This is a genomic window from Ruegeria sp. HKCCD7296, assembly GCF_013110775.1.
GTDB lineage: Bacteria > Pseudomonadota > Alphaproteobacteria > Rhodobacterales > Rhodobacteraceae > Ruegeria.
The window spans coordinates 200,702-225,950 of sequence record NZ_WVRF01000001.1; the positions used below are offsets into that span (position 1 = coordinate 200,702).

Here is a 25,249-nt window from a genome sequence, read left to right on the forward strand (position 1 = left end):
GTGTTATCCCAGCGCGCGCGATATCTGATCGATCTGCGCAGTTGCCAAACGCCCGCCATAGGCCGCTTGCAACGTTTCTGCAGTGAAAGCTTCGGACACCGGCCCTTCGGCCACTTTGCGGGTATTGATCAGGAAAACGTGGTCGAAATAATCGGTCACTGTCGCCAGATCGTGATGCACCACGACTACCGTCTTGCCCGCCTCTTTCAGAGATTTCAGCACCGCGATAATGGCCTTCTCGGTGGCGGCATCCACCCCAGCGAAAGGTTCATCCAGCAAGTACAGATCCGCGCCTTGCGCCAAAGCACGAGCGAGAAACACGCGCTGCTGCTGGCCCCCGGACAACTGGCCGATCTGACGATCCGCGAAGTCCCGCATCCCGACGCGATTCAGGCAATCCATCGCGCAGGCTTTGTGACGGGCACGTACGCGCCCCAGAAGCCCAAGCTCGCGCGACAGCCCCATCAGCACAACGTCGATCACGCGTGTTGGGAAATCCCAATCCACGCTGGCCCGTTGGGGGACATAGGCAATACGCGCGCGCTGCGCCTCCAGCGGCTGTCCAAACACCGTCACCTGACCGGACAGGGGATTGACGATTCCCAAAGCCGCCTTGAGAAGCGTGGACTTGCCCGCACCGTTTGGGCCAATGATGGCGGTCATGGCACCAGGCTGCACTGTCATATCAACCGAAAACACAGCAGGCTTTTGGCCGTAAGAAACGGTCAGGCCACGCACCGCTAGCGGGCTTTCACCCAGCCCGCTATCCTCAAGCGTCACACCATCATTGCTGACCAGACCCAGCATTGTTCAAAACCCCGCAGACAGTTTGCCGTCCATGCCTCGACCGGGGGCGTCGCCGTTCAACGCACTTCCAATGACTGTGATGTTGTGATCCAGCATCCCGATATAGGTACCCTCATAGGTGCCTTCTGCGCCCATCGCATCCGAAAAAAGCTCACCACCGATCGTTACTTTGTGCCCTTTGGCCGCAGCCCCTTCGATCAATGCGCGAATTGAGCGATCCGAGACCGAGCTTTCGACAAAGACAGCCGTGATTTGGCGGTCAACCAGCAGATCAACCAATTCGCTGATCCGGTTCAAACCCGCCTCGGACTGGGTTGAAATGCCCTGAATGCCCAGAACCTCGAACCCATAGCTTTGACCGAAATAGCCAAATGCGTCGTGGGCGGTAAGCAGAACTCTGCTGTTCTCGGGCACCGAAGACAGGACATTCTCGGCATAAGCCGCCAAACGGTCAATATCGGCAAGATGCGCCTGTGCATTGGCTGCAAACACGCCTGCCGCTTCGGGACGAACGTCGGTCAAGGCATCCTGAACCTCTAGCACAACTTCGCGCCAAAGCACGGGCGACATCCACACATGTGGGTCGTATTTGTCGGCGTAATCATCATGAGCACGCAGTTTGGACTTATCGACCCCCTCGGCAACCGCGACTACAGAGCGTTTGCGTTCGAGATCGTGGAAGAAATCTTCCATTTGCGCTTCGAGATACAGACCGTGCCAAAGGATCAGGTCAGCGCGGGTCATGGCAACGATGTCGCTGCGGGTCTGTCGATAGGCATGAGGGTCAACGCCCGGCCCCATCAGGCCTGTGACCTCGACCTGATCACCGCCCACCTGGCGCGCTGCATCCGCGATCATGCCTGTTGTCGCGACCACTTTGAGTGGCGCTTCAGCCCAAGCGGCGACTGGCATCGAGAAGGTCAGCGCCAACGCTGCAAGAAAACTCCGACGAATCATCTTCGACCTCAGTTTTGCGTCCTGTTGAGACTGAATATGAGAACCATTCGCAACTAAGTCAACGCTAATGCGAATTATTCGCAAGAAAGCCCTCTCTTTTTGTCCAAATGGTCAAAAAATTGCCGTTCAATTACATGCAGCACCTTCCATTCCCCGGTCTGCCGTGCGAATTTGTCGCAAACCTCCCAAAGGACGTGACTATGGATACGCAGAGCTCAGAAAGCCCCGTGCGCACCGCGCATCTGCCACAAGTGACCGAACCTCGGAATCCTGGTATGGAACTGGATCTGGATTGGGTCCGCGCAGTTCAGGCCAACACTTCCGCGATTGAACGTCGGGCGGCAACCCTGCCCGGGCGGCGTTCGGTCAAGAAGGATTATCAGGCGGCGTGGCTGCTCAAGGCGGTTACCATGATCGACCTGACCACACTGTCAGGCGACGACACCGTAGGCCGCGTACGCCGCCTTTGCGCGAAGGCGCGGCAGCCAGTTGCGACTTCCGTCTTGCAGGCGCTGGATATGCCGCAGATCACCACGGGTGCTGTTTGCGTCTATCACGACATGATAGAAACCGCGGTGGACGCCCTGAAAGGCACCGGCATTCCGGTTGCTGCGGTATCTACTGGCTTCCCGGCCGGCCTGTCGCCGTTCCACCTGCGTGTGGCCGAGATTGAGGAGAGCGTGAAAGCCAGAGCCGAGGAGATCGACATCGTCATTTCGCGCCGTCATGTGCTGTCAGGGGACTGGCAGGCGTTGTATGATGAAATGAAAGCCTTCCGCGTGACCTGCGGCGATGCCCATGTCAAAGCCATTCTGGCGACCGGAGAGTTGGGCAGCCTGCGTAACGTCGCCCGCGCCTCGCTGGTCTGCATGATGGCCGGGGCGGATTTCATCAAGACCTCAACTGGCAAGGAAAGCGTCAACGCCACCCTGCCCGTATCGCTGGTCATGATCCGCGCCATTCGGGATTTCTATGATCGCACCGGGTATCGCGTTGGGTACAAGCCTGCCGGTGGCATTTCGAAAGCCAAAGACGCGCTGGTTTACCTGTCGCTGATCAAGGATGAGCTGGGCGACCGCTGGTTGGAGCCCGACCTGTTCCGCTTCGGTGCCTCTTCCCTGCTGGGCGACATCGAGCGGCAGTTGGAACATTTTGCCACCGGGTCCTACTCGGCTGGCTACCGTCACTCCATGGGCTGAGGAAAGAACTATGACAGTCAAAGAAATCTTCGAGACCATGGAATACGGCCCTGCCCCTGAAAGCGCTGCCGAAGCATTGGCGTGGCTGGTCGATCAAGGTGACAAGTTCGGTCACTATATCGATGGCGGCTTCACCAAACCGGGAAAAGGCTTCGACAGCCGCAATCCGGCAACTGGCGAGGTGTTGGCTAAGCTGACACAGGCGAAACAGGCCGATGTGGACGCCGCCGTGGCCGCTGCCCGCAAAGCGCAGCCGAAATGGGAAAAGCTGGGTGGCGCAGGGCGTGCGCGATACCTCTATGCCATTGCGCGGCTATTGCAGAAACACGCGCGCCTGTTTGCGGTGCTGGAAAGCATGGACAACGGCAAGCCGATCCGTGAATCGCGCGACATCGACATCCCTCTGGCGCAGAGGCATTTCTACTATCACGCAGGCATGGCGCAGCTGATGGAGAGCGAGTTGCCCGATGCGCAGGCTTTGGGCGTTTGTGGTCAGATCATCCCCTGGAATTTCCCACTGCTGATGCTGGCCTGGAAAATCGCGCCTGCGCTGGCGATGGGGAATACGGTGGTTCTAAAACCGGCCGAGTACACCTCGCTGACTGCGTTGTTGTTTGCCGACATCTGCTCGCAAGCCGGGCTGCCGAAAGGTGTCGTCAACATCGTGACCGGCGATGGCACGGTGGGCGAGATGATCGTGAACGCCGACGTGGACAAGATCGCCTTTACCGGCTCGACCGTTGTGGGTCGGCGCATCCGAGAGGCGACGGCTGGATCGGGCAAGGAACTGACGTTGGAACTGGGCGGTAAGTCCGCGTACATCGTGTTCGATGACGCCGATATCGACAGTGCTATCGAGGGTCTGGTCGATGCGATCTGGTTCAATCAGGGTCAGGTTTGCTGCGCTGGGTCCCGCCTGCTGGTGCAGGAAGGCATCGCGGATCGGTTCCATGAGAAACTACGCGCGCGGATGGATGGCTTGCGGGTGGGTAATCCGCTGGACAAATGCATCGACGTTGGCGCTGTCGTGGACCCTGTGCAGCTGCAGACCATCAAGGGCATGGTTGAAAGCAACACGGCTGGCCACGTGCATCAGGCCGCATGCGAACTGCCCGCGAACGGCTGTTATTACCCACCGACGCTGATCTCGGGGCTTGAGACTTCTGACCCGCTAATGCAGGAAGAGATCTTTGGCCCGGTTCTTGTATCCTCGACTTTCCGCACCCCGGCTGAAGCGGTCGAACTGGCCAACAACACCCGTTACGGGCTGGCCGCGACAGTCTGGACTGAGAATGTGAACCTTGCGCTGGACATCGCGCCCAAGCTGGTTGCAGGCGTGGTTTGGGTGAATGCCACCAACCTGTTTGACGCTGCCGCCGGTTTCGGCGGAGTGCGCGAAAGCGGCTTTGGCCGCGAAGGCGGCTGGGAAGGGCTGGCGGCCTATACCAAACCCAAGGGCAAGGCCAAGCCGTTGACCAAGGTCGAGGCGGCCCTGGGCGAAGGTGCTCCGGTCGATCCCATCGACCGCACCGCCAAGATGTATGTCGGCGGCAAGCAGGCGCGACCCGATGGCGGCTATTCGAAACCCGTCTGGGGCAAGTCCGGCCTGCTGGGCCACGTGGGTCTGGCCAACCGCAAAGACGTGCGCAACGCCGTTGAGGCCGCAGCGGGTGCCAAAGGCTGGTCCAAGACCACCGGCCATCTGCGGGCACAGATTCTGTATTACATCGGCGAGAACCTCTCGGCCCGTGCGAGTGAATTCGCCGCGCGCATCGACAGCATGACCGGCAAGAAGGATGGCGCGAAAGAGGTCGAAACCTCGATCCAACGCCTGTTCACCGCAGCTGCCTGGGCCGACAAATATGACGGTCAGGTGCATGGCGTTCCGATCCGGGGCGTGGCTATTGCCATGAAGGAACCCGTGGGCGTCATCGGTGCGCTCTGCGCGGACGAAGCGCCTCTGTTGGGTCTGATCTCGGCGATGGCGCCTGCGATTGCTATGGGCAACCGGGTGGTTCTGGCGGCATCCGAGCCCTACCCGCTGGCAGCAACGGATTTCTACCAGATTCTGGAGACCTCGGACGTACCCGCAGGCGTGGTCAACATCTTGACAGGCAGCCACGCGGAACTGGCGAAACCTCTAGCCTCGCATCTGAACGTGGACGCGGTCTGGTCCTTCTCGTCAACTGACCTTTCGAAAGAGATCGAGACAGTCTCGGCCGGGAACCTGAAACGGACCTGGGTTAATAACGCGACGGCATTTGACTGGAGCATGGACCATTCACGCCGCTTCCTGCAGGCTGCGACCGAAGTGAAGAACATCTGGGTGCCCTACGGCGAGTAGGGCACCCGCGCATCACGGGAGGCCCATATGAACTTTGCAGGACAAACCGTCATCGTCATCGGCGGCACCAGCGGTATCAATCGCGGTATTGCCGAGGCCTTTGCGGCCTCGGGTGCCAAACTGGCCGTCGCCAGCCGTTCACAGGAAAAGGTGGACGACACCGTGGCCGCGCTGAAAGCCGCAGGCGCACAGGACGCAATCGGGGCGGCCTTTGACGTGCGTGATCCGGATGCTGTGGCCGCTGGTCTGAAACAGTTTCACGACGCCTATGGTGATTTCGACGTGCTGGTGTCTGGCGCGGCAGGAAACTTCCCGGCGCTGGCATCCGAGATGTCGGTCAACGCGTTCAAGACCGTGATCGACATTGACCTGATGGGCACGATCCACGTGATAAAAGGGGCGTATCCTTTCTTGAAACGCCCCGGTGCCAGCATCATCAACATCTCGGCTCCGCAATCTTACCTGCCTTATGAGGGTCAAGCTCATGTCTGTGCCGCGAAGGCAGGGGTTGATCAGATCACCCGGACGCTGTCGATGGAATGGGGTGTTGAAGGGATCCGCGTGAACTCGGTCGTGCCGGGGTTCATCGAAGGCACCGAAGGCGCAAAACGCCTGGCCCCTACCCCGGATGCCGGTGAAGCGCTGCGCCGCGATGTACCGTTGGGCCGCTGGGGTCAGCCGCAGGACGTGGCCAATGCCTGCCTGTTCCTCAGCTCGGATCTGGCCAGCTATATCAGCGGTACTGTATTGGCCGTCGACGGCGCGCTGTATCAACGCGGCTCGGGTAAGTTCGGCCAGATGATGGGTGAGATGCTGCGCAGCATGAAAAAGGGGTGAGACGCGCTCACCCCCTCATGCTCAGTTCGTGGTCTCAAGGCCGACGGGTTTGCCCACTACGGTAAAATGCAGCCCGTCCGGATCCAGCAATTCCGAGGCAACCCGGTTCACGTCTTCCAACGTCACGGCGTTTACCTTGTCATTGCGTGTCGCGATATAGTCGATGGGCAGGTTTTCCATCTGCATCCCAACCATGATACCGGCAATCTGCCCGTTTCCATCAAACCGCAGCGGATACGCACCGGTCAGATAGGTCTTGGCATCGTCCAGCTCTTTCTGGGTGACACCTTCCGAAGCGGCCTTGGCCCATTCGTCACGGATCACCTCAACTGCCTCGGCAATGCGGTCGTTGGCTGACGAAACTGACCCCAGATAGACAGACGCCAGATCCTTGGGCACAAGATACGTTGCCACACCGTAAGTCAGCCCGCGTTTTTCCCGCACTTCCTGCATCAGGCGGCTTTCAAAGCCACCACCACCCAGGATGTGATTCAAGACAAACGCAGCAAAGAAATCCGGGTCGTCCCGATCAATCCCGGCCTGACCGAACAGGGCCACCGATTGCGGCGTATCGAACTCGACAACGCTGATACCTCCGGGAATTGTCACGTCAGCCTTTTCCGGGATGGGTCTGGCGGTCTCAGGCAAATCGGCCAGCAACGCATCAAGCAACGCGCCCAGTTCCTCTGCAGTGATGTCGCCCACGGCTCCAACATAAAGGCGGTCTTTGGCGAACACGCTGTCATATGCAGCCACTACATCGTCCCGCGTCAGAACCGAAACGCTTTCGATCGAGCCCTTCCCTTCTGATCCGTAGGGGTGGTCGCCATAGGCCATCCTTGCAAAGTTCAAGCCTGCGATTTCATTCGGGTCGGTCTGATCCGAGCGCAATCCCGACAGTATCTGGGCGCGCACGCGATCAATGGCATCCTGATCGAAACGCGGCTCGTGCAAGGTGGTGCGCAATAGTTCGACCACCTCATCCCGGTTCTCGGTCAGAAATTGCGCCGAGATCGATACGGTGTCGTCGCCTGCATTATACCTGAATGATGCGGCCAGTGCTTCAAGCTCACGGGCATATGTCTGAGCGTCCATGTCGCCCGCGCCTTCTTCAATCAGACCGCTCATCAAATAGACAGCACCGCGCTTATCCGGGTCGTCCAGAGAAGTGCCGCCCCGAAACCGTAGCTCCAGCGCGGTAAAGGGGATCGAATGATCTTCGACCAGCCAGGCCTTGATGCCGCCGGGTGAGGTCACTTCTTCGATCTCGATCTCGGCCAGGGCAGGCAGGGCAACCAGACAGGCAATCAGAGTTGCAAGGAACCGTTTCATTGCGTCACCTCATCATCTCGCATCAGCCAACCTGTGACAGATGCCTCGGGTTGCAGCACTTCGCGGGCAGCGGCGATGATCTCATCACCCGTCACGGCCTGAAGAATGTCGGGCCAAGCCTGTACATCTTCGACCGTCAAGCCGCTGGTCAGGGCGCGGCCGTACCGGTTGCCGATGCCGTCCACATTGTCGCGCGCATAGGTCTGAGCAGCGCGCAGCTGCATCTTGATGCGGTTCAGATCGTCTTCGTTCACGCCTTGGGCAATAAAGTCGGCCACAGCCTGATCCATGGCGTCTTCTGCCTCTTGCAGTGACACGCCCTGTGCCGGAACTACCAGCAGGTCAAAGGTCGTGTCATCCAGCGAGACGCCGCGATAAAATGCGCCCGCATAGACGACTTTTTGCTGATCGAACTGAAGCTTTTCGTTCAGGTATGATGTGGTGCTGCCACCCAACAGCTCAGCCAGAAGAAACAGGGCTGCTGCCTTTTCCTGCTCACCCGGATTGCGTTCGGGGGCCAGATAGCTGCGTTGCACATAGGGCTGCGCCACGCGCGGGTCCTTGTAGGTCAGGCGCCGTTCTGCCGTATGCGGTGGCTCCTGCGACCGAACCCGCTCGGGCAAATCCGGGTTGGCCGGGATCACGCCGTAGTATTGCTCGGCAAGGGCTCGGACCTCTTCAGGCTCAACGTCGCCAGTAACCACCAGAATGGCATTATTGGGTGCATAATGGGTCTGGTAGAACGACAGGGCATCCTCCATATCCAGCTCTTCCATCTCGTGCTTCCAGCCAATGATCGGCACGCCGTAGCGATGGTTGAGATACTGCGCAGCGTTCATCTGTTCACCGAACAGAGCGCGTGGGTTGTTTTCCGTGCGCTGATTGCGTTCCTCAAGGATCACGTCACGCTCGGTCAGAATATCCTCTTCGCTTAGCCGCAGGTTCCGCATCCGATCGGATTCCATCCGCATCATCAACTCAAGCCGGTCGGCTGCGACGCGTTGAAAATACGCGGTGTAGTCATAGGATGTGAATGCGTTGTCATTGCCGCCATTGGCGGCGACGGTGGCCGAAAACTCACCCGGAGCCAGCGTGTCTGTACCTTTGAACAGCAGATGTTCCAGGAAATGCGCGACACCGGAGGCCCCTATCGGCTCGTCCGCAGATCCAGCGCGATACCAGACCATGTGTTGCACCACCGGCGCGCGGTGATCTTCAACCACCACGACATCCATGCCGTTGTCCAAAGTGAATGTAGTGACCGCTTCTTTCCCGTCCTCGGCGAAAACCGGGGTGGCAGCGATCAGGGCAGCCGACAAAGCCAGGGCCCGAACCATGGGGCATCCTCCGTTTCGTTTCTGGTATTCAAACTACGGTGGTGCGGCCCGGGTTCAAGACCGATGACGGAAAGTTAAGAATTATTCATCAGGAGGCGATGATGGCGTTTCAATCCCAGCGTTACGCGCGGCGTTTGTTTCCGCATAGGGATTGATGGATTGCCGTTCATAGACCTGACCATAACGATCGACAGGGAACAGACGCAAACCGGTCCAGCGACCGCGGCGCTTGCGGAACGCGGCATCCTCGGCCTCGACCACCTGACGCGCATCAGGTGGCACACCATAACGGCTTGAGGCCGTGACCAGCGCCGCATCTGACGACGGCACCGCTGTATTCGGGTTCAGTGCAGCCGCATTGCCACCCAGCGCTGCCACGGCGTCAGCGTTCGGGTTCGGATCGGTCAAGTTGGCACCGCCCGGCGTCGGAGCAGGCAAAAAGGCGTAATCCTGAGGTTCCGTCAGTGGTTTGACCGGAAGAACAGAAAATTCATCCGGACCCTGCCCCGGAGGCGCCAGATCCCGCAGACCGGGATTCGAACATGCCGCAACCGCTGCGACAACAGTCAGAACAAATATGGCGCGCGGCATCCGCATAGGTGTCTCCAGCCTGTTTCTGGCGCTTTTATCTCATATAATTCGGCGCGTCACGAGGGCTTTTTGCTGTCGAACAGAACCAGCCCCAAAGCGCCTGCAAATATGAACACATCCGCAAGGTTGAACACAAACGGGTTGTTGATGCCGCAACATGACATGTTCAGGAAATCCAGAACATAGCCGTATAACAGCCGATCCACCACGTTTCCAAGCGCGCCGCCTATCAACAGACCTGCGCAGAAGAGCATGAGTTTTGATGCGGCTATACGGCTGAGCCAGATAAGAACGCCGACACAAATCGCAATCGAAATACCGATCAGCACCCAACGCGCGGAGTCGGAATTCCCCTGAAACAGACCGAAATTGATACCGCGATTCTCACCGTATTTGAAAACCAGCAGCGGTGGCAGAACATCAATGCCACCTGGTTTCTCGGCCACGCGCATGACATGGACGACCAGATACTTGCTGATCTGGTCGATCGCAAAGGCGGCCAGCGCCGCCCAGAGAAGCAGGCGTGACTGCATCAGTGACGGAAGTGCCGCATGCCGGTAAAGACCATGGCCAAACCGGCCTCATCCGCTGCGGCAATCACTTCGTCATCGCGCATGGATCCACCGGGTTGGATGACGCAGGTTGCACCGGCCTCAGCCGCTTCCATAAGACCGTCGGGGAAAGGGAAGAAGGCATCCGAGGCGACAGCCGATCCAATGGTCAGCGGCTGCGGCAGTCCCAGCACATCTGCCATGCGTTCAGCTTTCTTGGCGGCGATCAGGGCCGAGTCCACGCGGCTCATCTGACCCGCACCCACGCCCACGGTTGAACCGTCTTTGACGTAGACGATGGCGTTGGATTTGACGTGCTTCGCCACTTTCCATGCAAACAGCAGATCACGCATCTGCTCATCAGTCGGGGCTTTTTTGGTGACGACCTTCAGGTCGTCCATGCCGACAAAACCGTTGTCCTTGTCTTGAACCAGCAAACCACCGGCCACCTGACGTACTGTTTTGCCACCGGCCGTTACATCTGGCAGACCGTCGGTCGTCAGCAAGCGCAAATTCTTTTTGGCCGCAAAGATCGCCTTGGCTTCGTCAGATGCTCCGGGGGCAATCACGACCTCGGTGAAAATCCCGGTGATCTCTTGCGCAGTTTCCGCATCCAACGGCTGGTTCAATGCCACGATCCCACCAAAGGCCGAGGTGCGGTCGCAGTCAAACGCCGCCTTGTAAGCCTCAAGCAACGTCCCGCCCGTGGCCACACCGCAAGGGTTGGCATGTTTGATGATCGCGCAAGCCGCGCCCTGAGTGGGGTCGAACTCAGCGACCAGCTCAAACGCGGCGTCGGTGTCGTTGATGTTGTTGTAGCTCAGTTCCTTGCCCTGATGCTGCACGGCAGTGGCCACACCCGGGCGGTTGGTGCCATCGGTATAGAACGCAGCCTGTTGATGGCTGTTCTCGCCATAACGCAGAGTCTGTTTCAACTCTCCTGCAAAGGCGCGACGCTTAGGGGCCTCCAGCTGCAGAGCGTCGGCCATCCAGTTCGAGACTGCCGTGTCGTAGGCCGCCGTGCGGGCATACGCCTTTTGGGCAAGCCACTGGCGGAAACCATACGACGTCTTGCCGTAGTTCTCTTCCAACTGGTCCAGCAATGAGGAGTAATCTTCAACATCCACCACTACGTTTACAAAGGCGTGGTTCTTGGACGCCGCACGGATCATCGCCGGGCCACCGATATCGATATTCTCGATGCATTCATCATAGCCCGCACCTTTGGCGACTGTGGCTTCGAACGGGTAGAGGTTCACCACCAGCAGATCGATCGCGCCAATACCATGCTCATTCATCGCAGCGACATGGGTGTCGTTGTCACGCAGCGCCAACAGCCCACCATGCACCACCGGGTGCAGGGTCTTGACTCGGCCGTCCATCATTTCGGGAAAACCGGTGATCTCGCTGACGTCCTTCACTTCAAGCCCAGCATCGCGCAGCGTCTTGGCCGTTCCGCCGGTCGACAGCAGCTCGACCCCGCGCTCGGCCAACGCCTTGCCCAGCTCAATCAGCCCGGTTTTGTCGGATACGGAAAGCAGCGCGCGGCGCACGGGGTGAAGATCGGTCATGGGTCCAAAGGTCCTTTTGGCGTCAGTCGAATTCTGGCTCGTCCCGGTGCGTATCGCGCACGGCATAGGCTGTGTCCTGTGCCTTGCTTAGAGTCCACCGGATGCGGGTCGCATACTCCATTGCGCGGCCAGATAGAACGATCTGTTTTGTCGCGCGCGGCTTTAAACGCCCCTTTTCAAGGTAAACGCTTGGCTCAACGGACAATTTTCCAATGCCATCATGGCGGAAAACCCAGATTTCGCCGCTTTTAAGGGCCATGGACACCGCCGCCCCGCCCAAATCCAGCGCCGCATCCACATCCGGATGCAGGTGAAAACGGATATCATACCCGATCCCCTTGAGCCCTGAAGCGTCCATAGCCTTGTCGAACTGGCGCTTTGCCTTGTCGGTCGCAGTCAGCAGAATATCCTCGACTGCAAGTTCGCGCCCATCAAATCGCAACTCAAAGGTCCGCGCATGAGTCAGGCCGAACACTTTGGCATACCCGTCATGACCAGCCATGAAGCGGATACCCTCAAACGCGTCTTCGAAATCGACAGGCACATCCTGCGGCGCATCCACCAACGCCTGACTTTCGCGGCCCGGCAATGGATTTGCCAGCCGCGCGCTGGAAAACCCATCCAGGCACAAGGTTGAATGCGACGGCGTCGCCCGCCCTGCGCGGCGCCATTCCAGGCCAAAACTGGCCCCTGATCCGCAATTCACGATCAACGGCCGCCGGCCCGAGGTCAGTTCGAATGCCAATGTGGACGCGTGCGCGTTGAACGAAGCGGCACCTTTGGGCGGCGCACTGGCATCTACAATCACAGTGGTGCGTGCAGCAGACAAGCGCGCGTAGCCCATAGGCAATTCGGTCGCTGCCTTATGCTTGACGCCACTTTGTGCCAAGGCCTGTTCCAGACGCCCCTCGACTCCGCGTCCACCACCGTGGAATCGTGCCAAAGCGCCATCCGCATGGCGGAGGCTGCGCAAGGTCGGTGCAATCCGCTTGATCGCATTGACCTGCGCGACGGGCGCACCGCGCCCCAGATCGTTCAGCGCCGCGGTTGTCCAACTGAGCAGTGTGAAAACTTCCAGCAACTCCTCCGGGTTGCGCGTGGGGATCCCCCCCTGCGCGTCCACCTGACGATCGCATTCGCTGGCAAGAGCCCGCAGGGCAGGATCGGCCATCTGCTCCAACCCTTCCAACGCCAAACCGGCTTGTACCAATCCGGCCAGAGCCTCGAATCGGGGTAGGCCCGGCGTCGCCGCCGGCCAGCGTTTGGACAGGAACCATGTCTGTTGTGCCAGCGAGCGGAAGAACAGCCTGCTTTGCTTTTCATCCACCCCACGCAGCAGAAAGATCGCGTGGTTGATCCAGCGCATGACCCGCCGACCAGTCAGGTCAGGCACCCAACCGGGGCCCTGCCCGCGACCATGCGCTTCGATCCAGCCCCAGACCCAGCGTTGCGCCTTTTCCCGCGCGCGCATGTCTCCGACTGCGGCCAGATCATCCAGCCACGCAAAGCCGTGGCGTTCATCATCGAAACCTGCGCTGGGGGCGACGACGTCCCAGAGCCCGGTATCTTCGGCCTCGACCAGATATCCGGCAAACAAGAGGTTTCCGGCAACCAATTGCCGTCCACGTGCGAACGACCCGACAGTGCGCGGATCGGGCTGTGCGACAAATCCCGTGACCGCCTTTTGCCGCTGGCTCAGGCGCGCGTAGAAACGGTTCTGAAACCGCATCCATCGACTGGTCATGGTGTCCGAGTTCGACATGTCTCGCGTTACTCTGCCCCTTGCGCTCTGCTGGCGCTTGAGACCCAACGATAGACCGCGTCGATCGTCAAGTCATCGAAAAGCGTGCGCTTAGGCGGATTTGTTCAGACAGGCGATATAGAACCCGTCCATACCACCCTGATCCGCCCAATAATCGGGCCGCAGCCGCAGACCGCCTTCTTCCGTCATCCAATCCGTATCAACACCCGCTATGTTCACTGCGTCGCGATCCACGCTCATGTCCGGATACATCTCAAGCGCCTCTTCAATCTGCACTTCGCCTTCGTCCGGCAACAATGAACACGTGCAATAAACCAAACGCCCACCGGGTTTCAGCAAACCCCATGCATGGGCCAACATCTGCGTCTGAAGCTCGATCAAACCGCCGAATTCGGACCCATCCTTGGCAAAGGGCAAATCCGGGTGCCGCCGGATCGTACCTGTGGCCGAACACGGCGCGTCCAGCAGGATCGCGTCATACTGACCTTCATGTTCCAGCGCATCCCCGACAATGACCTTCGCCGTCAGACCCGTCCTTTGCAGGTTTTCGCGCACCCGCTCCATCCGAGCTTCTGAAACATCCAACGCCGTAACGTCCGCTCCTGCCGCAGCCAATTGCATCGTTTTGCCACCGGGAGCAGCGCAAAGGTCCAAAACCGTCTCGCCCGCTTTGGGTGCCAGAACGCGAACGGGCAAAGCCGCCGCCGCATCCTGCACCCACCAGTCCCCGGCTTTGTATCCCGGTAGGGTCGAAACCTGACCGGCATCCTGCAGACGAATTGAGCCTGTCGGCAGCACATCGCCCGAGGGACCTATACCCCCCCGCTTCACGGTAAGATCAAGCGGTGCACCTGCGAAATGCGCCTGCTCCATCCCGGCCACGGCATCCGCGCCCCACGCCATAGTCAGGGGATTGCGAAGCCATTCCGGCAAGCGCGGGACTCGCATTTTGGGCCAGGCTTCAGGGCCTTCGGCTGCCACTTTGCGCAGAACCGCATTCACCAGGCCCTTAAGACGCCCGTGCTTGCGCGAGCGGCTGATGATCTCAACCATAGAATTCACCACACCATGCGCGGCTTCTCCGTTACAAAGCTCGACTGTGCCCAGCCTAAGCGCGTTATGGACTGTTAGGGCGGGTGTGCGGTTCAAGTGATTGTCCAACAACCTGTCGGCGCGTTCCAGGCCGCGCAAGGTCTCTGACGCCAACCGTTGAGCCCGCGCGCGATCTTCGGGACCCAGCCGGTCCAATGCACCCGCTGCGAGACATTCGGACAACAGGCGACCCTCACCCAGAACCTGATCGAGCAGATAGATTGCGCTGCGCCGTGCTGCTGTTGCGCTGTTTGCCATGGTACCGCCTTACTGTGACTTGCGCCCGCATTGCCAATGGCGGACGCGGGCGTATATCAAGACACAGCACGGAAAGGAACCCGATGTCATGAGTGACGACCGCAAAGATTTGCCCCCCGCCGCCCGGCGCGCGCTGGCCGAAGCGGAAGAACGCCGACGCAAGTCCGAAGCCGAAGCCAAGGCGTTGCCCAAAGAACTGGGCGGGCGCGACGGACCTGACCCCGCCCGCTATGGTGATTGGGAAAAGAAGGGCATCGCCATTGATTTCTAGGCGCTCAGCCGCGCAGTGCCTTGAGGAAGTCGCCTATCAAAGCGCGCTGTTTCTGGGATGTCGCCCGATCTTCGGGCCATGTCAGCCAGTACCCGTCTTTTGTTTGCAGCTCAGGTTGGTCCAGTCTGCGCAGCCGCCGCTCTTGAAGATCGGCAGAAGCCAGCGGAACTGACCCCAACACCACACCAAGGCCGCGCCGCGCCGCCGAGATTGCGTGCTCCATTGAATCAAAACTGATTTGGGAAGTCGGTACATCCTTCTTATCGCATTTCTGACACCATTCCCGCCACCCCGGGCGCTCACCACGCAGATCGATCAAAGGCGCACCCCATTCAACGTCGGGGGCCGCCATGGGCACAAGAACCTCGCGCGCGATCAAGGCCGCATCGCGCCCGGCCCACATACCGCGGCCATATCGGATTTGCAGCCAGGTCCGTTCTTCATCCAACGAAGACCGACGTGCGACCGAGTCGGTCATCACCTGCACTTTGGGTCTCAACTGGTGAAAGACAGGTAGAGCAGGCAGTACCAGCGCATGAATATTGGATGACAACCCGGCCACCCGCAACTCACGCGGGGACTTGCCGAACAGATCCTCTGTGTTGCGCTCCAACGCCTGCAGGCTGTCTTGCACCAAAGGCAAATAGCTCTCGCCTTCTACCGTCAGCGACACACCCCGCGCTTCGCGCACGAACAGGGATCGGCCCAACCAAGCCTCAAGGTTTCCGATCCGCTGGCTGACAGCGGCCTGCGTCAAACCAAACTCTTTGGCCGCAGCCGAGAACCCGCCCAAACGCCCTGCGGCCTCGAACACGCGCAGCCAGTCCAGCGGCGGTAATCCCACCTTTTTCTTAGCCATAAGATTTTCCAAGCCTCAGACGAAATAAGGATTAATTGTCGTAATGCCATGAACGGCGTATCTGCTCAACCAAAGCTCGCGCCGAACAGGAGATCCCCAATGCTGCGCACCGCTACTCATGACACCAACGTCGTGACCGTGACTTTCACCGACGATAGCCAAGCCCGCTTTCACGCCATCTGGCTGCGTGACAACGCGCTGGACCCGGACACCCGCGCGCCCGGCAACGGTCAGCGCCTGATCACTATCGGGGACATCCCCGCCAACATTTCGGTCAGCGCTGCCGATGTGTTGAACGGCGACCTCGTGATCACCTTCCAGCCCGAGGGCAAGACAGTGACCTTCCCTGCCGACTGGCTGGCCGATCACAGTTATGACAGCGCACAAGCCGCCGAGTTCGGCCGCATCGCCACCGGTATCACCACCTGGGAACGTGGCATCGACGCCCCCAGCGGAGATTGGAACGAGGTCCACGCCAGCCCGGTTGCTAAGCGCAATTGGCTAGCGGCGGTGGCCGAGTTAGGGTTTGCCAAGCTGACAGGCGGCCCAACCGAACCGGAATCGCTGCTGAAGGTGGCCGATCTGTTTGGCTATGTCCGCGAGACCAATTATGGCCCCTATTTCGAAGTGCGGACCGAGGTGAACCCCACCAACCTCGCCTATACCGGGCTTGGGTTGCAGGCCCATACCGATAACCCCTACCGCGACCCGGTGCCGACGCTGCAAATTCTGTATTGTCTGGAGAATTCAGCCGAAGGCGGTGACAGCATCGTGGTCGACGGCTTCCGCGCCGCCGAGAAGCTGCGCGATCAGAACCCCGAGGGTTTTGCCCTGTTGGCCGGCTTCCCGGCGCGGTTCGAATACAAGGGCTCGGACGGCGTCTGCCTGCGGTCGCGGCGCCCAATGATCGAACTGTCGCCAGATGGCGAACTGATCGGAATCCGTTTCAACAACCGCTCCTCCGCGCCGTTCGTCGATATCCCCTTTGAGAAGATGGAAGCCTATTACGCTGCCTACCGCCAATTGGGTGGAATCATCGACGACCCGGCGATGGGCGTGTCGTTCAAGCTGGAACCGGGCGAAAGCTTTATCGTCGACAACACACGCGTGCTGCACGCGCGTCTGGGCTATTCCGGTGCAGGCTCACGCTGGTTGCAGGGATGCTATGCTGACAAGGATGGATTGCTGTCCACACTCGCCGCGATGGAAATAACACAACCGGAGGCGGCTGAATGAAACCCGATTTCTCGACCCTGAACAGGGACAATATCGTGGCCTTCATCGGTGACATCTTCGAACGTCGCGGCGGCGAGGAGTACTTAGGCGAACCCGTCACCATGGCCCAACATATGCTGCAAGGGGCCACCATCGCCGAGCAGAACGGCCAGCCAGAGGAAATCATCGTCGGTGCACTTCTGCACGACATCGGGCATTTTACGTCCGAATTCGGCACTTATCACCCCGACGATACCGAAGACCGCCATCACGAAGACGCAGGCGCTGAGGTACTGGAACAGTTCTTCCCCTCGGTCATCACCGATTGCTGCCGCTATCACGTGGCGGCCAAACGGTATCTTTGCGCCACCAAGCCCGAGTACTTTCAACGCCTGTCGACTGCCTCGGTCCACACGCTGGAACTGCAGGGCGGCCCGATGAGCGCGGAAGAGGTTGTCGCATTCGAATCCAACCCAAACCTGAAAGAGATCATTCAGGTTCGCTATCTGGATGAGGCCGGTAAACGCGCGGATATGGAGACCCCCGATTTCCCCTATTTTGCACCCATGGTGCAGCGCATGGTCGACAAACATCTGGGCACGTCGTGACTGCACCTGAATACATCTTCGACGCCAGTTCCAAGCCCTCGCTACCCTGGCACGAAGTTCCTCTGATCCGCGCAACAGATCAGACGGTCAAAGGCTATGGCTGTCTGGTCGATGACCCCGAGACCTTTGAAATCGAGATAGTCCGCTGGCCGCAACAAGGTTGGCGCCCCATCGACGAAGGCACCGGCGACGAAGGCGGCTGGGTCGAAGGCACGTTCAAATGTGACTGGCGAGGCGACGTGCTGTATGGCGAGAACGAAGCCGTCAAAGGGCATTACGTTCTTGGCTGGTCCACGGATCCGCAAACCGCGCAGACGGATCGGCAAACCGCGCCCCGTGATCAGGTGTTGCTCTGGCACATGAACTATCACCCCGACGGCGGTCAGATGTTTTGGCCTTTGGACAAAAAACCCTTCATCGTCCCCGCGGCCCTGCCCGGTGACAACCTGACGCCCGACAAGGTGGTGGCGTTCTGGTGCGACGGCTCGCGTGGCCTCTATATCCACCCGGGCATCTGGCACGAGGGGATATTCCCGGTCGAAGATGACCAACGATTCCTCGACCGGCAGGGTGCAGTTCACGCACGGGTCAGCGCGGATATCGGGAAAGAGTTCGGTGTGTACCTGGCCTGCCCATTGCGCGAAGACAGGATCAAGGGCTTTTAACCAAAGCCCCTTGATGCCCTGACCCTTTGCGCACGATCCAAATCTGCACAGCCAGCAAATAGGGCACGTAGAACGCAAAGTTCTGAACCAGATCGAAAGGGCCCGAGAAGTCGGGCTCTGACCCCAGCCCGCCGGTCAGCAGATACCACAGCGTGTAATGCACCCGGTAGAGCCATGATCCCAGCGCCAGCCAGAACAGCCGCAGCCCCCAGGCCCAGTGCCCCGCGCGGTCATTGCAAAGCGCCATGCGCGCCACCATCAAGGCTGCGGTGAACAGGCAAATCCCATATAGGAAAAACGCGGCAGACATCACCGGCCCACCAATCGTGCCTCGCAAAGGGATATAAGTCATCCCCGCCATCCCGGTCACAAGAGCCAGCGCGACCAGCACAGCACCCAAGGCGCGGTGAAACCAGTTGAAGCGCTGCCGAAGGGCGCGGACCAGTTGCAGCGGCACCAGCGTTACCAACACCGTTCCGGCAAAGATATGTAGAATCATCGCCGCGTTGCCGACGCTCTGACCGTCCGCAAACAAATAGCTTTGCGCAGGCGCATCATGCGACAGGCCGACGCCGATCATACCAAACCCGTGCGCCACAAACGGCAGCAGCGTCAGATAAAATAGTGCCAGCAGGACACCAGTTGCCAGACCGGAACGACGTAATCGCATAGATCAGAGCTTAGCGCCAACAATTCGGGCGTCTATGGCTTACAACCCCAGTACGTCCACCATGTCATACTGCCCGGGTGTCTTGCCTTGACCCCATAGTGCGGCCTTGAGGGCACCACGGGCAAAGATTGCACGATCACTGGCCAAATGGCGCAGGACGATGCGTTCTCCGGGGGCAGCGAACAGCACATCATGTTCACCAACGATATCGCCGCCGCGAATGGCGTGGAAGCCGATATCACCCCGCTTGCGCGCACCGGTGATGCCATCACGGCCTCGATCAGACACATCCGCCAATCTGACGCCGCGCCCCTCGGCAGCGGCCTCACCCAGCATCAGCGCTGTGCCCGAGGGCGCGTCGACCTTGTGGTGGTGGTGGCCTTCGATGATCTCGATATCGAAATCTTCATCCAATGCGGCAGCGACTTTCTTGGTCAGTTGCACCAGCAGGTTCACACCAAGGCTCATATTGCCCGCCCGCACGATCACGGCGTGGCGTGATGCCGGTTCAAGTGCCGCGATCTGTTCGTCGGACATGCCCGTGGTGCCGATGACATGAACACAGCGTGCCTGCGCAGCCAGAGCGGCAAACTCCAAAGTCGCTTCGGGCGCGGTGAAATCGATCACCGCCTGCGCTTGCGCAAACGCCTCCAGCGGATCATCGGTGACGGTGACGCCCAGCGCCTGACCACCCATGGCCGTGCCCACATCCTGACCGATCCAATCGTGACCCTTGCGCTCTACCACACCAACCAAACGCGCCTGATCGCTGTCGGTGACAGTCTTGATCAGCATCTGCCCCATACGGCCCGAAGCCCCTGTGATGACGATCCCCGGAATATGGGTCATTGCGCTGGTCCTTTTCGCTAAGTCGGCTCAAAGCCTCCTACCCCGTTCGCGCCCGCTTGGCAAAGCCCCGCTTTGGGCTTAGATCGGAAATATGGCAAAGAACAAATTCCACGATGGCCCCGGCCCGTCCCAACGACAGCTGCGTGTCGGCGAACTGATCCGTCGCACCCTGTCCGAAGTTCTGGCGCGCGGAGATGTCCACGATCCCGACCTGAACCGCATGTCAATCACCGTGGGTGAGGTCCGTACCTCGCCCGATCTCAAAATCGCCACGGCCTATGTGCTGCCTCTGGGCGGCAAAGGGCAAGAGGACGTGATCGACCTGCTGGCCCGCAATAAAGGCGAATTACGGCGCGTGATCGGCAAGAAACTGAACCTGAAGTTCTCGCCTGATCTGAGGTTCCGCCTGGATGACACGTTTGACCGTCTGGACGACACCCGCCGCATGTTCCAGCAGGACGCGGTACGCCGCGATCTGGACGAGTGATCCGGGCACTGACCATTTTGGGCGCGGCTTTATGGGCCGCGCAAGCCTCTGCGGTGACCTGCGAAAACGTGACTCACGAGGATCTGCGCTACACCGTCTGCGAGGTCGATGCGACTGCAGCGGATCTGCGCCTTTTTCTGAATGGTGAAGACGGCGAAGTTTTGGGGCATTTCTCATCGGTTAACGAGACGCTTGAACCCGAGGGCAAACGGCTGGCCTTTGCGATGAACGCCGGCATGTATCACGACGACCGCTCGCCCGTCGGCCATTATGTCGAAGATGGGCAGGAGCAGATGCGGGTAATCGCGAACCCCGGCCCCGGCAATTTCGGCCTGCTGCCCAATGGCGTTTTCTGCATCCGCAACGGGCGCGCCGATGTGTTCGAGACGCTGGATTTCGTGGATCAGACACCGGACTGCCGCTTTGCCACCCAATCCGGCCCGATGCTGGTGATCGACGGCGGACTGCACCCGCGCTTTCTGCCCGATTCGACCTCGCGCTATATCCGCAACGGTGTTGGCACCAGTGCCGATGGCGCGCGGGCCGTTTTTGCGATCTCAGAAGATTATGTCACCTTCCACGAATTCGGCAGACTGTTTCGCGATGTTCTGAACACCCCAAACGCGCTGTTTCTGGACGGCAATATCTCACGAATGTATGACCGCGCAGGCAACCGTTCGGATCTGGGATTCTCGTTGGGACCGATTGTGGGTGTAGTTGAGGACATGCCTGCAAATTGACAGGGCGGGTGTGATCCGTTAACCCGCGCGCCTCAGCAAAGGGCAAGGTGCAAGATGGGACGCAAACGCAAGGGTCGCGACATTTCCGGTTGGCTGGTTGTGGACAAGCCTGCGGGCATGACCTCGACCGCTGTGGTCAACAAGGTGCGTTGGGCGATGGATGCCAAAAAGGCGGGCCATGCGGGCACACTGGACCCCGAAGCAACCGGCGTTCTGGCCGTGGCTTTGGGCGAGGCAACAAAGACCGTTCCCTATATCACCGATGCGCTGAAGGCTTACACGTTCACCGTGCGTTTGGGTCAAGCCACCAATACCGACGATGCCGAGGGCGAAGTGATCGCAAGCAGCGATGCGCGCCCATCGGATGAGGACATCAAACAGGCGCTGACCCCGTTTCTGGGCGATATCATGCAGGTTCCGCCTAAGTTTTCTGCCGTGAAGATCGACGGCCAGCGCGCCTATAAACTGGCGCGCGATGGCGAGGATGTGGAACTGACCGCTCGGCCCCTTTGGGTCGAGGAACTGATCCTTGTCGACCGCCCCGATGAAGACCACGTGGTGTTGGAAATGACCTGCGGCAAAGGTGGCTATGTGCGCTCAATCGCGCGCGATCTGGGTGAGGCACTGGGATGCCACGGACATGTCAAGGAACTGCGCCGCATCTGGTCCGGCCCGTTTGAGGCCGAAGATGGCCTGACCATCGAACAGATCGACGATATGGCCAAGACAACCGCGCTGGACGCGTATCTGCACCCGCTGGAAACCGGCCTGTCGGACCTGCCCGAATTGAAATGCACCCCGGAGGGCGCCACCCGCCTGCGCAACGGCAATCCCGGCATGGTGATGGCATCAGACGTCGAATACGGCGATGAAGCCTGGGCCTCGTTGGACGGCAAGGCGGTGGCTGTGGGCATCTACAAATCAGGCGAGCTGCATCCGAGCCGGGTGTTCGTCGCCTAACTCACGTGTTAGGCGGTTGGCATGATCACCCGAACACATACCAAGGGCGATGCGCCCTCGACCGCCATCTATTCCGATTGCGAGAAATATCGCTATAGCCTGACCCGCGTCTGGGATCCAAAGGGGCAGAAGGCATTGTTTGTGATGCTGAACCCCTCGACCGCGACTGAGGTGCAGAATGACCCTACGGTAGAACGCTGCGAGCGCCGCGCGCGGGCCTTGGGGTTTGGCGCGTTTCAGGTGACCAACATCTTTGCCTGGCGCGACACTGACCCGCGCAAGATGCGCGCTGCCACTGATCCAGTGGGACCAGAAAATGACAGGGCGATTCTGGATGGCGTGGACTGGGCCGATCGGGTCATTGCCGCCTGGGGCACCCACGGCGCACATCTGGACCGTGGCCCGGCAGTTGAACAGTTGTTGCGTCAGACGGGTCAACCCCTGTTCCATTTGGGTCTGACCAAAGACGGCCACCCCAAGCACCCCCTTTACATCGCCTACACTCAACAGCCTGAGCAGTGGTGATAAAGTATTAACCCTTTCAACAACTTATCTTTGACGCTGCTGCCTGCAGAATGAGACAATCCCCTCGGAGTTTTCTGCCATCGGAGGGTGCCATGTTTCTGGCCGGATTAATTGGACTGGCCGCCATCGGCGGTGCAGCTTACGCGATGAGCGACATGCTGATCGAAGACGAGGACGTGCCAGATGACATTCCCGAAGATGAGCCGCAATCCGAAGCCGAAACCGGGGAATTCCTGGATATCGGCGAAAATGTCGAAGACCCCGTCGAAACCGAAGTCGAACCCCTGTCCACCGGTATCGTCCTTTCCGAATTCGAAGGCGATCTGGTCATTGCCGGAGAAGACGGCCCGGACATCATCACAGGAGGGGACGGCGTGGATCAGATCAACGGCTATGGCGGTGACGATACGATCCACGGGGGCCAGGGGGATGACGTCCTGCATGGCAGCGACGGGATAGATACCATCTATGGCGGGCCGGACAACGATGTCCTCCATGGCGAAGCGGATGATGACCTGCTGTTTGGCGACGTCGGCGATGACGCTCTGTACGGGCATTTCGGCGACGACACTCTGGACGGTGGTGACGGGGAAGATGAGCTTTATGGCGGTCAGGGTGACGATACTTTGGACGGCGGGGTCGGTGACGACGCATTGCAAGGCGGCTTCGGGGATGACGTTCTGGTCGGAGCGGCGGGCGAAGATGCAATCTTTGGTGGCGATGGGGACGACTTTGTGTTCGGCATCGAAGAGGGTGCGGCCGAACAGGATTTTCTGAACGGCGGGGATGGTGATGACACTATTATTGCAGGGGACGGGGATGTTGTGACAGGCGGCCAGGGCGCGGATGACATCGTGCTGAGCCCGGGAGAAGACGATGTTACCGTCATGGGCTTCCAGCCCGGCGAGGACAAACTGCTTGTCACCTGGGAAGAAGAGACTGAACCCGAAATTTCGGTAGAACGCGACAGTGACAACACCAACCTGACGCATGTGATCATCAACGGTCAGGAGGTGGCGCAGGTATACGGGGCAGAAGAATTGACTGTCGCCGATATTCAACTGATTTCAGAAGCGCAACTGGCACAGTATGGTCAGATGATCTGAGGCCGCAGATTCCCTTTGCCATTTGACAAAATTCCGCTTATACGCGCCCATCCGCATCGGAATCGGTGCGGTTTTCTCCATGGGCCTGTGCTGGACGACATCCCGGCCTGCGCCATCAACTCTAACCTTTGAAGGAGACCCCGATGTCGATCACTGCCGCTGAAAAAGCACGCGTCATGCAAGAATTCGCAACCAAAGAAGGCGACACCGGTTCGCCTGAAGTACAGGTTGCCATCCTGACCTCGCGCATCAACACCCTGACCGAGCACTTCAAGACCCACAAAAAAGACAACCACGGTCGTCGCGGTCTGCTGAAAATGGTCGCCCAGCGCCGTAAACTGCTGGACTACCTGAAGGGCAAAGAAGAAGCGCGTTACCAGGACCTGATCAAAAAGCTGGGCATCCGCCGCTAAAGTCGGACCGCACCGCTTTGAGATTTCAGACGCCCGCCACTTTGGCGGGCGTTTTTCTTTTTCTAGGGCCGCCAAGCTGCCGTTCGCTGCATTTGCGGCATGGGTCTTAAAAAATGGTAGCTATGTGCAAACAACAAACATTCATCGCCTACGGATAGCTCATATCAACTTTTGGTCGGTTTTGTTGCTGACCGGAACGCTGTTTTTTGCTGTCGCTCAAAAAAGCTATAGCTGAATAAGCGAAGGCTAACCTGACGGATCGACACTTCAAGTTGCTAATCTTGCGTCCGTTTCGACCGGTGTGTTTTTCTTTTCTAGTTCTTTCTCAATCCGTTCCAGTAGCGCTTTGGAAACTTGATTTTCGGCGTGCAAATGCATGAAACGAGACGAAAAGAACAGCCCAATTACGATAACCAAAACCGATACAATGCTGGAAACAACAGTTAGAATCCACGCTGTTGAACTAGCGCTGGTTTGAGCATCTTCGGCACTTTGCAGTGCAGCAGAAGAATTATTTTTAACATCTTCCAACGCATCGTTTAATGCAGATGAAACCTCAATCGCTTCTAGCAATTCATCACGCAAAACACCCGTGGCTTCCACAGCAGTTTCGAGCTCGGAAATGCGATCTTCCAGCAAACGAAATTCATTCATTGAAGATTCAAGCCTATTGAGTTCTTCTGCCAACTCGGCATGCGATGCTCGGCTACCGTTTGCGATTTCATCTATGCGCCCATTTAACGATGTAAATAAAGTGCGTAGAGCTTCGCCACTAAAGGTAGTTTCTTGCGCACTGGCGAACGGCGCAAACATAGACAGAGCAACTAGAATAATTGCTGAAAATTTCATCAAATATCTCAACGGGCTTCTCCCTTAGTTACTTGATCACAGGCACCGAAAGTTGTTCGATCAGGCTGTCCTCGATTGCCGCGGGCTGCGTATAGGCCTGAAAGACAAAACTACCTTCGAGGTCCTTCCAAACTGTGACTTCAATATGCCAGCGTGTAACAGGAACGGTCTGGGACGGTCGCCAGCGATAAGCTGGCACATCCGGGTAAGATGCAACCAGCGTCTCCGTGCCATCCGGCGAGACATGTAGCCATCGAAGATAGATGTCTGGGTGCTGGCGAGCACCATCTGGAGCCCATGTCAAATCCGAATACACGTGAAGAACTTCCGTACCCAAAGCAGTGAATTCGATTTTGTCCAATGGGGTGCAAGACCGGAACTGACCTGATCGTAG

At 59.0% G+C, this 25,249-nt stretch carries 27 protein-coding genes; 13 read left to right on the forward strand and 14 right to left on the reverse strand.

What is annotated here, in order from left to right:
• Positions 1-3 precede the first annotated feature (3 nt).
• A complete protein-coding gene (locus GS632_RS01005) occupies positions 4-807 on the reverse strand; it encodes a metal ABC transporter ATP-binding protein (protein WP_171234821.1) in 804 nt (267 codons plus the stop codon).
• 3 nt (positions 808-810) lie between these two features.
• A complete protein-coding gene (locus GS632_RS01010) occupies positions 811-1,764 on the reverse strand; it encodes a metal ABC transporter solute-binding protein, Zn/Mn family (RefSeq protein WP_171721701.1) in 954 nt (317 codons plus the stop codon).
• Positions 1,765-1,964: 200 nt separating this feature from the next.
• Between GS632_RS01010 and deoC the strand changes: the two genes are divergently transcribed.
• The 3 genes from deoC to GS632_RS01025 are packed head-to-tail and all read left to right on the forward strand — an operon-like array spanning position 1,965 to position 6,144.
• Positions 1,965-2,963, forward strand: coding sequence for a deoxyribose-phosphate aldolase (deoC, locus tag GS632_RS01015; RefSeq protein WP_171721700.1), 999 nt, complete (start codon positions 1,965-1,967; stop codon positions 2,961-2,963).
• A gap of 10 nt (positions 2,964-2,973) precedes the next feature.
• Complete coding sequence (locus GS632_RS01020; protein ID WP_171721699.1) at positions 2,974-5,307, forward strand: aldehyde dehydrogenase family protein; 2,334 nt, start codon at positions 2,974-2,976, stop codon at positions 5,305-5,307.
• Positions 5,308-5,334: 27 nt separating this feature from the next.
• Complete coding sequence (locus GS632_RS01025) at positions 5,335-6,144, forward strand: SDR family oxidoreductase (protein WP_171721698.1); 810 nt, start codon at positions 5,335-5,337, stop codon at positions 6,142-6,144.
• Between the two features lie 21 nt (positions 6,145-6,165).
• Here the strand turns inward: GS632_RS01025 and GS632_RS01030 are convergent, their stop codons facing one another.
• From GS632_RS01030 to GS632_RS01060, 7 genes are all read right to left on the reverse strand, one after another.
• Positions 6,166-7,476, reverse strand: coding sequence for a pitrilysin family protein (locus GS632_RS01030; RefSeq protein WP_171178177.1), 1,311 nt, complete (start codon positions 7,474-7,476; stop codon positions 6,166-6,168).
• Positions 7,473-8,813 carry a pitrilysin family protein gene (locus GS632_RS01035; RefSeq protein WP_171620177.1) on the reverse strand — a complete coding sequence of 447 codons (1,341 nt, stop codon included), beginning with the start codon at positions 8,811-8,813 and terminating at the stop codon, positions 7,473-7,475. The genes GS632_RS01030 and GS632_RS01035 overlap by 4 nt, the downstream gene beginning before the upstream one ends.
• 81 nt (positions 8,814-8,894) lie before the next feature.
• The gene (locus GS632_RS01040; RefSeq protein ID WP_171178181.1) at positions 8,895-9,410 is read right to left on the reverse strand and encodes a DUF3035 domain-containing protein; all 516 of its coding nucleotides are present in this window, start codon (positions 9,408-9,410) and stop codon (positions 8,895-8,897) included.
• Positions 9,411-9,460: 50 nt separating this feature from the next.
• Entirely contained in the window at positions 9,461-9,937 is a 477-nt protein-coding gene (gene lspA, locus GS632_RS01045; protein ID WP_171178183.1) for a signal peptidase II, read from the reverse strand.
• The gene (gene purH / locus GS632_RS01050) at positions 9,937-11,526 is read right to left on the reverse strand and encodes a bifunctional phosphoribosylaminoimidazolecarboxamide formyltransferase/IMP cyclohydrolase (protein ID WP_171620179.1); all 1,590 of its coding nucleotides are present in this window, start codon (positions 11,524-11,526) and stop codon (positions 9,937-9,939) included. Before purH ends, lspA begins: the two co-directional genes overlap by 1 nt.
• A 22-nt stretch (positions 11,527-11,548) precedes the next feature.
• Complete coding sequence (locus GS632_RS01055) at positions 11,549-13,288, reverse strand: heparinase II/III family protein (RefSeq protein ID WP_171721697.1); 1,740 nt, start codon at positions 13,286-13,288, stop codon at positions 11,549-11,551.
• A gap of 90 nt (positions 13,289-13,378) precedes the next feature.
• Positions 13,379-14,638, reverse strand: a complete 1,260-nt coding sequence (locus GS632_RS01060; RefSeq protein WP_171721696.1) for an RsmB/NOP family class I SAM-dependent RNA methyltransferase — start codon at positions 14,636-14,638, stop codon at positions 13,379-13,381.
• Between the two features lie 88 nt (positions 14,639-14,726).
• On the opposite strand from GS632_RS01060, the gene GS632_RS01065 reads away from it, so the two are divergent.
• The gene (locus tag GS632_RS01065) at positions 14,727-14,909 is read left to right on the forward strand and encodes a DUF1674 domain-containing protein (protein ID WP_171178192.1); all 183 of its coding nucleotides are present in this window, start codon (positions 14,727-14,729) and stop codon (positions 14,907-14,909) included.
• A 4-nt stretch (positions 14,910-14,913) separates the two neighbouring features.
• Here GS632_RS01065 and GS632_RS01070 read toward each other — a convergent pair whose 3' ends face one another.
• Positions 14,914-15,768 carry a LysR family transcriptional regulator gene (locus tag GS632_RS01070; protein ID WP_171620183.1) on the reverse strand — a complete coding sequence of 285 codons (855 nt, stop codon included), beginning with the start codon at positions 15,766-15,768 and terminating at the stop codon, positions 14,914-14,916.
• A gap of 99 nt (positions 15,769-15,867) precedes the next feature.
• Here GS632_RS01070 and GS632_RS01075 point away from each other — a divergent pair, with 99 nt between their 5' ends.
• Genes GS632_RS01075 through GS632_RS22325 form a run of 3 tightly spaced genes read left to right on the forward strand, consistent with a single transcriptional unit; the run spans position 15,868 to position 18,256 of the window.
• Positions 15,868-17,004 carry a TauD/TfdA family dioxygenase gene (locus tag GS632_RS01075; protein WP_171178204.1) on the forward strand — a complete coding sequence of 379 codons (1,137 nt, stop codon included), beginning with the start codon at positions 15,868-15,870 and terminating at the stop codon, positions 17,002-17,004.
• Positions 17,001-17,591, forward strand: coding sequence for an HD domain-containing protein (locus GS632_RS01080; RefSeq protein ID WP_171721695.1), 591 nt, complete (start codon positions 17,001-17,003; stop codon positions 17,589-17,591). The genes GS632_RS01075 and GS632_RS01080 overlap by 4 nt, the downstream gene beginning before the upstream one ends.
• Complete coding sequence (locus GS632_RS22325) at positions 17,588-18,256, forward strand: ureidoglycolate lyase (protein ID WP_171721694.1); 669 nt, start codon at positions 17,588-17,590, stop codon at positions 18,254-18,256. The genes GS632_RS01080 and GS632_RS22325 overlap by 4 nt, the downstream gene beginning before the upstream one ends.
• Here the strand turns inward: GS632_RS22325 and GS632_RS01090 are convergent.
• Both GS632_RS01090 and dapB read right to left on the reverse strand, forming a co-directional pair.
• Entirely contained in the window at positions 18,243-18,926 is a 684-nt protein-coding gene (locus GS632_RS01090) for a DUF2306 domain-containing protein (RefSeq protein WP_171178210.1), read from the reverse strand. The two genes, GS632_RS22325 and GS632_RS01090, sit on opposite strands and share 14 nt — an antisense overlap.
• 39 nt (positions 18,927-18,965) lie before the next feature.
• Positions 18,966-19,775, reverse strand: a complete 810-nt coding sequence (dapB, locus tag GS632_RS01095; RefSeq protein WP_171721693.1) for a 4-hydroxy-tetrahydrodipicolinate reductase — start codon at positions 19,773-19,775, stop codon at positions 18,966-18,968.
• A gap of 91 nt (positions 19,776-19,866) precedes the next feature.
• Between dapB and rbfA the strand changes: the two genes are divergently transcribed.
• From rbfA to rpsO, 6 genes are all read left to right on the forward strand, one after another.
• Positions 19,867-20,262 carry a 30S ribosome-binding factor RbfA gene (gene rbfA / locus GS632_RS01100; RefSeq protein ID WP_171093264.1) on the forward strand — a complete coding sequence of 132 codons (396 nt, stop codon included), beginning with the start codon at positions 19,867-19,869 and terminating at the stop codon, positions 20,260-20,262.
• A complete protein-coding gene (locus GS632_RS01105) occupies positions 20,259-21,002 on the forward strand; it encodes a phosphodiester glycosidase family protein (RefSeq protein WP_171721692.1) in 744 nt (247 codons plus the stop codon). The genes rbfA and GS632_RS01105 overlap by 4 nt, the downstream gene beginning before the upstream one ends.
• Before the next feature lie 54 nt (positions 21,003-21,056).
• Positions 21,057-21,962, forward strand: a complete 906-nt coding sequence (gene truB / locus GS632_RS01110) for a tRNA pseudouridine(55) synthase TruB (RefSeq protein WP_171721691.1) — start codon at positions 21,057-21,059, stop codon at positions 21,960-21,962.
• Between the two features lie 21 nt (positions 21,963-21,983).
• Positions 21,984-22,487 (forward strand): DUF1643 domain-containing protein, encoded by a 504-nt coding sequence (locus tag GS632_RS01115; RefSeq protein WP_171721690.1) that lies wholly within the window; start codon positions 21,984-21,986, stop codon positions 22,485-22,487.
• 92 nt (positions 22,488-22,579) lie between these two features.
• Positions 22,580-23,593, forward strand: a complete 1,014-nt coding sequence (locus GS632_RS01120; RefSeq protein ID WP_171721689.1) for a calcium-binding protein — start codon at positions 22,580-22,582, stop codon at positions 23,591-23,593.
• Positions 23,594-23,736: 143 nt separating this feature from the next.
• Positions 23,737-24,006 (forward strand): 30S ribosomal protein S15, encoded by a 270-nt coding sequence (rpsO, locus tag GS632_RS01125; RefSeq protein ID WP_170329634.1) that lies wholly within the window; start codon positions 23,737-23,739, stop codon positions 24,004-24,006.
• Positions 24,007-24,273: 267 nt separating this feature from the next.
• On the opposite strand, the gene GS632_RS01130 is transcribed toward rpsO, so the two are convergent.
• The gene (locus GS632_RS01130; protein ID WP_171178224.1) at positions 24,274-24,855 is read right to left on the reverse strand and encodes a hypothetical protein; all 582 of its coding nucleotides are present in this window, start codon (positions 24,853-24,855) and stop codon (positions 24,274-24,276) included.
• Between the two features lie 28 nt (positions 24,856-24,883).
• Positions 24,884-25,171, reverse strand: a complete 288-nt coding sequence (locus GS632_RS01135) for a hypothetical protein (RefSeq protein WP_171237950.1) — start codon at positions 25,169-25,171, stop codon at positions 24,884-24,886.
• Positions 25,172-25,249 lie beyond the last annotated feature (78 nt).

Excerpts from the sequence above, each read along its gene's own strand:
- GS632_RS01030 (WP_171178177.1), bottom strand. The coding sequence starts at position 7,476 with ATGAAACGGTTCCTTGCAACTCTGATTGCCTGTCTGGTTGCCCTGCCT.
- dapB (WP_171721693.1), bottom strand. The coding sequence starts at position 19,775 with ATGACCCATATTCCGGGGATCGTCATCACAGGGGCTTCGGGCCGTATG.
- GS632_RS01025 (WP_171721698.1), top strand. The coding sequence starts at position 5,335 with ATGAACTTTGCAGGACAAACCGTCATCGTCATCGGCGGCACCAGCGGT.
- GS632_RS01035 (WP_171620177.1), bottom strand. The coding sequence starts at position 8,813 with ATGGTTCGGGCCCTGGCTTTGTCGGCTGCCCTGATCGCTGCCACCCCG.
- GS632_RS01130 (WP_171178224.1), bottom strand. The coding sequence starts at position 24,855 with ATGAAATTTTCAGCAATTATTCTAGTTGCTCTGTCTATGTTTGCGCCG.
- GS632_RS01065 (WP_171178192.1), top strand. The coding sequence starts at position 14,727 with ATGAGTGACGACCGCAAAGATTTGCCCCCCGCCGCCCGGCGCGCGCTG.
- deoC (WP_171721700.1), top strand. The coding sequence starts at position 1,965 with ATGGATACGCAGAGCTCAGAAAGCCCCGTGCGCACCGCGCATCTGCCA.
- GS632_RS01060 (WP_171721696.1), bottom strand. The coding sequence starts at position 14,638 with ATGGCAAACAGCGCAACAGCAGCACGGCGCAGCGCAATCTATCTGCTC.
- lspA (WP_171178183.1), bottom strand. The coding sequence starts at position 9,937 with ATGCAGTCACGCCTGCTTCTCTGGGCGGCGCTGGCCGCCTTTGCGATC.
- GS632_RS01010 (WP_171721701.1), bottom strand. The coding sequence starts at position 1,764 with ATGATTCGTCGGAGTTTTCTTGCAGCGTTGGCGCTGACCTTCTCGATG.
- purH (WP_171620179.1), bottom strand. The coding sequence starts at position 11,526 with ATGACCGATCTTCACCCCGTGCGCCGCGCGCTGCTTTCCGTATCCGAC.
- GS632_RS01055 (WP_171721697.1), bottom strand. The coding sequence starts at position 13,288 with ATGTCGAACTCGGACACCATGACCAGTCGATGGATGCGGTTTCAGAAC.
- GS632_RS01120 (WP_171721689.1), top strand. The coding sequence starts at position 22,580 with ATGTTTCTGGCCGGATTAATTGGACTGGCCGCCATCGGCGGTGCAGCT.
- GS632_RS01040 (WP_171178181.1), bottom strand. The coding sequence starts at position 9,410 with ATGCGGATGCCGCGCGCCATATTTGTTCTGACTGTTGTCGCAGCGGTT.
- GS632_RS01005 (WP_171234821.1), bottom strand. The coding sequence starts at position 807 with ATGCTGGGTCTGGTCAGCAATGATGGTGTGACGCTTGAGGATAGCGGG.
- GS632_RS01080 (WP_171721695.1), top strand. The coding sequence starts at position 17,001 with ATGAAACCCGATTTCTCGACCCTGAACAGGGACAATATCGTGGCCTTC.
- GS632_RS01070 (WP_171620183.1), bottom strand. The coding sequence starts at position 15,768 with ATGGCTAAGAAAAAGGTGGGATTACCGCCGCTGGACTGGCTGCGCGTG.
- rpsO (WP_170329634.1), top strand. The coding sequence starts at position 23,737 with ATGTCGATCACTGCCGCTGAAAAAGCACGCGTCATGCAAGAATTCGCA.
- GS632_RS01115 (WP_171721690.1), top strand. The coding sequence starts at position 21,984 with ATGATCACCCGAACACATACCAAGGGCGATGCGCCCTCGACCGCCATC.
- truB (WP_171721691.1), top strand. The coding sequence starts at position 21,057 with ATGGGACGCAAACGCAAGGGTCGCGACATTTCCGGTTGGCTGGTTGTG.
- GS632_RS01090 (WP_171178210.1), bottom strand. The coding sequence starts at position 18,926 with ATGCGATTACGTCGTTCCGGTCTGGCAACTGGTGTCCTGCTGGCACTA.
- rbfA (WP_171093264.1), top strand. The coding sequence starts at position 19,867 with ATGGCAAAGAACAAATTCCACGATGGCCCCGGCCCGTCCCAACGACAG.
- GS632_RS01075 (WP_171178204.1), top strand. The coding sequence starts at position 15,868 with ATGCTGCGCACCGCTACTCATGACACCAACGTCGTGACCGTGACTTTC.
- GS632_RS01020 (WP_171721699.1), top strand. The coding sequence starts at position 2,974 with ATGACAGTCAAAGAAATCTTCGAGACCATGGAATACGGCCCTGCCCCT.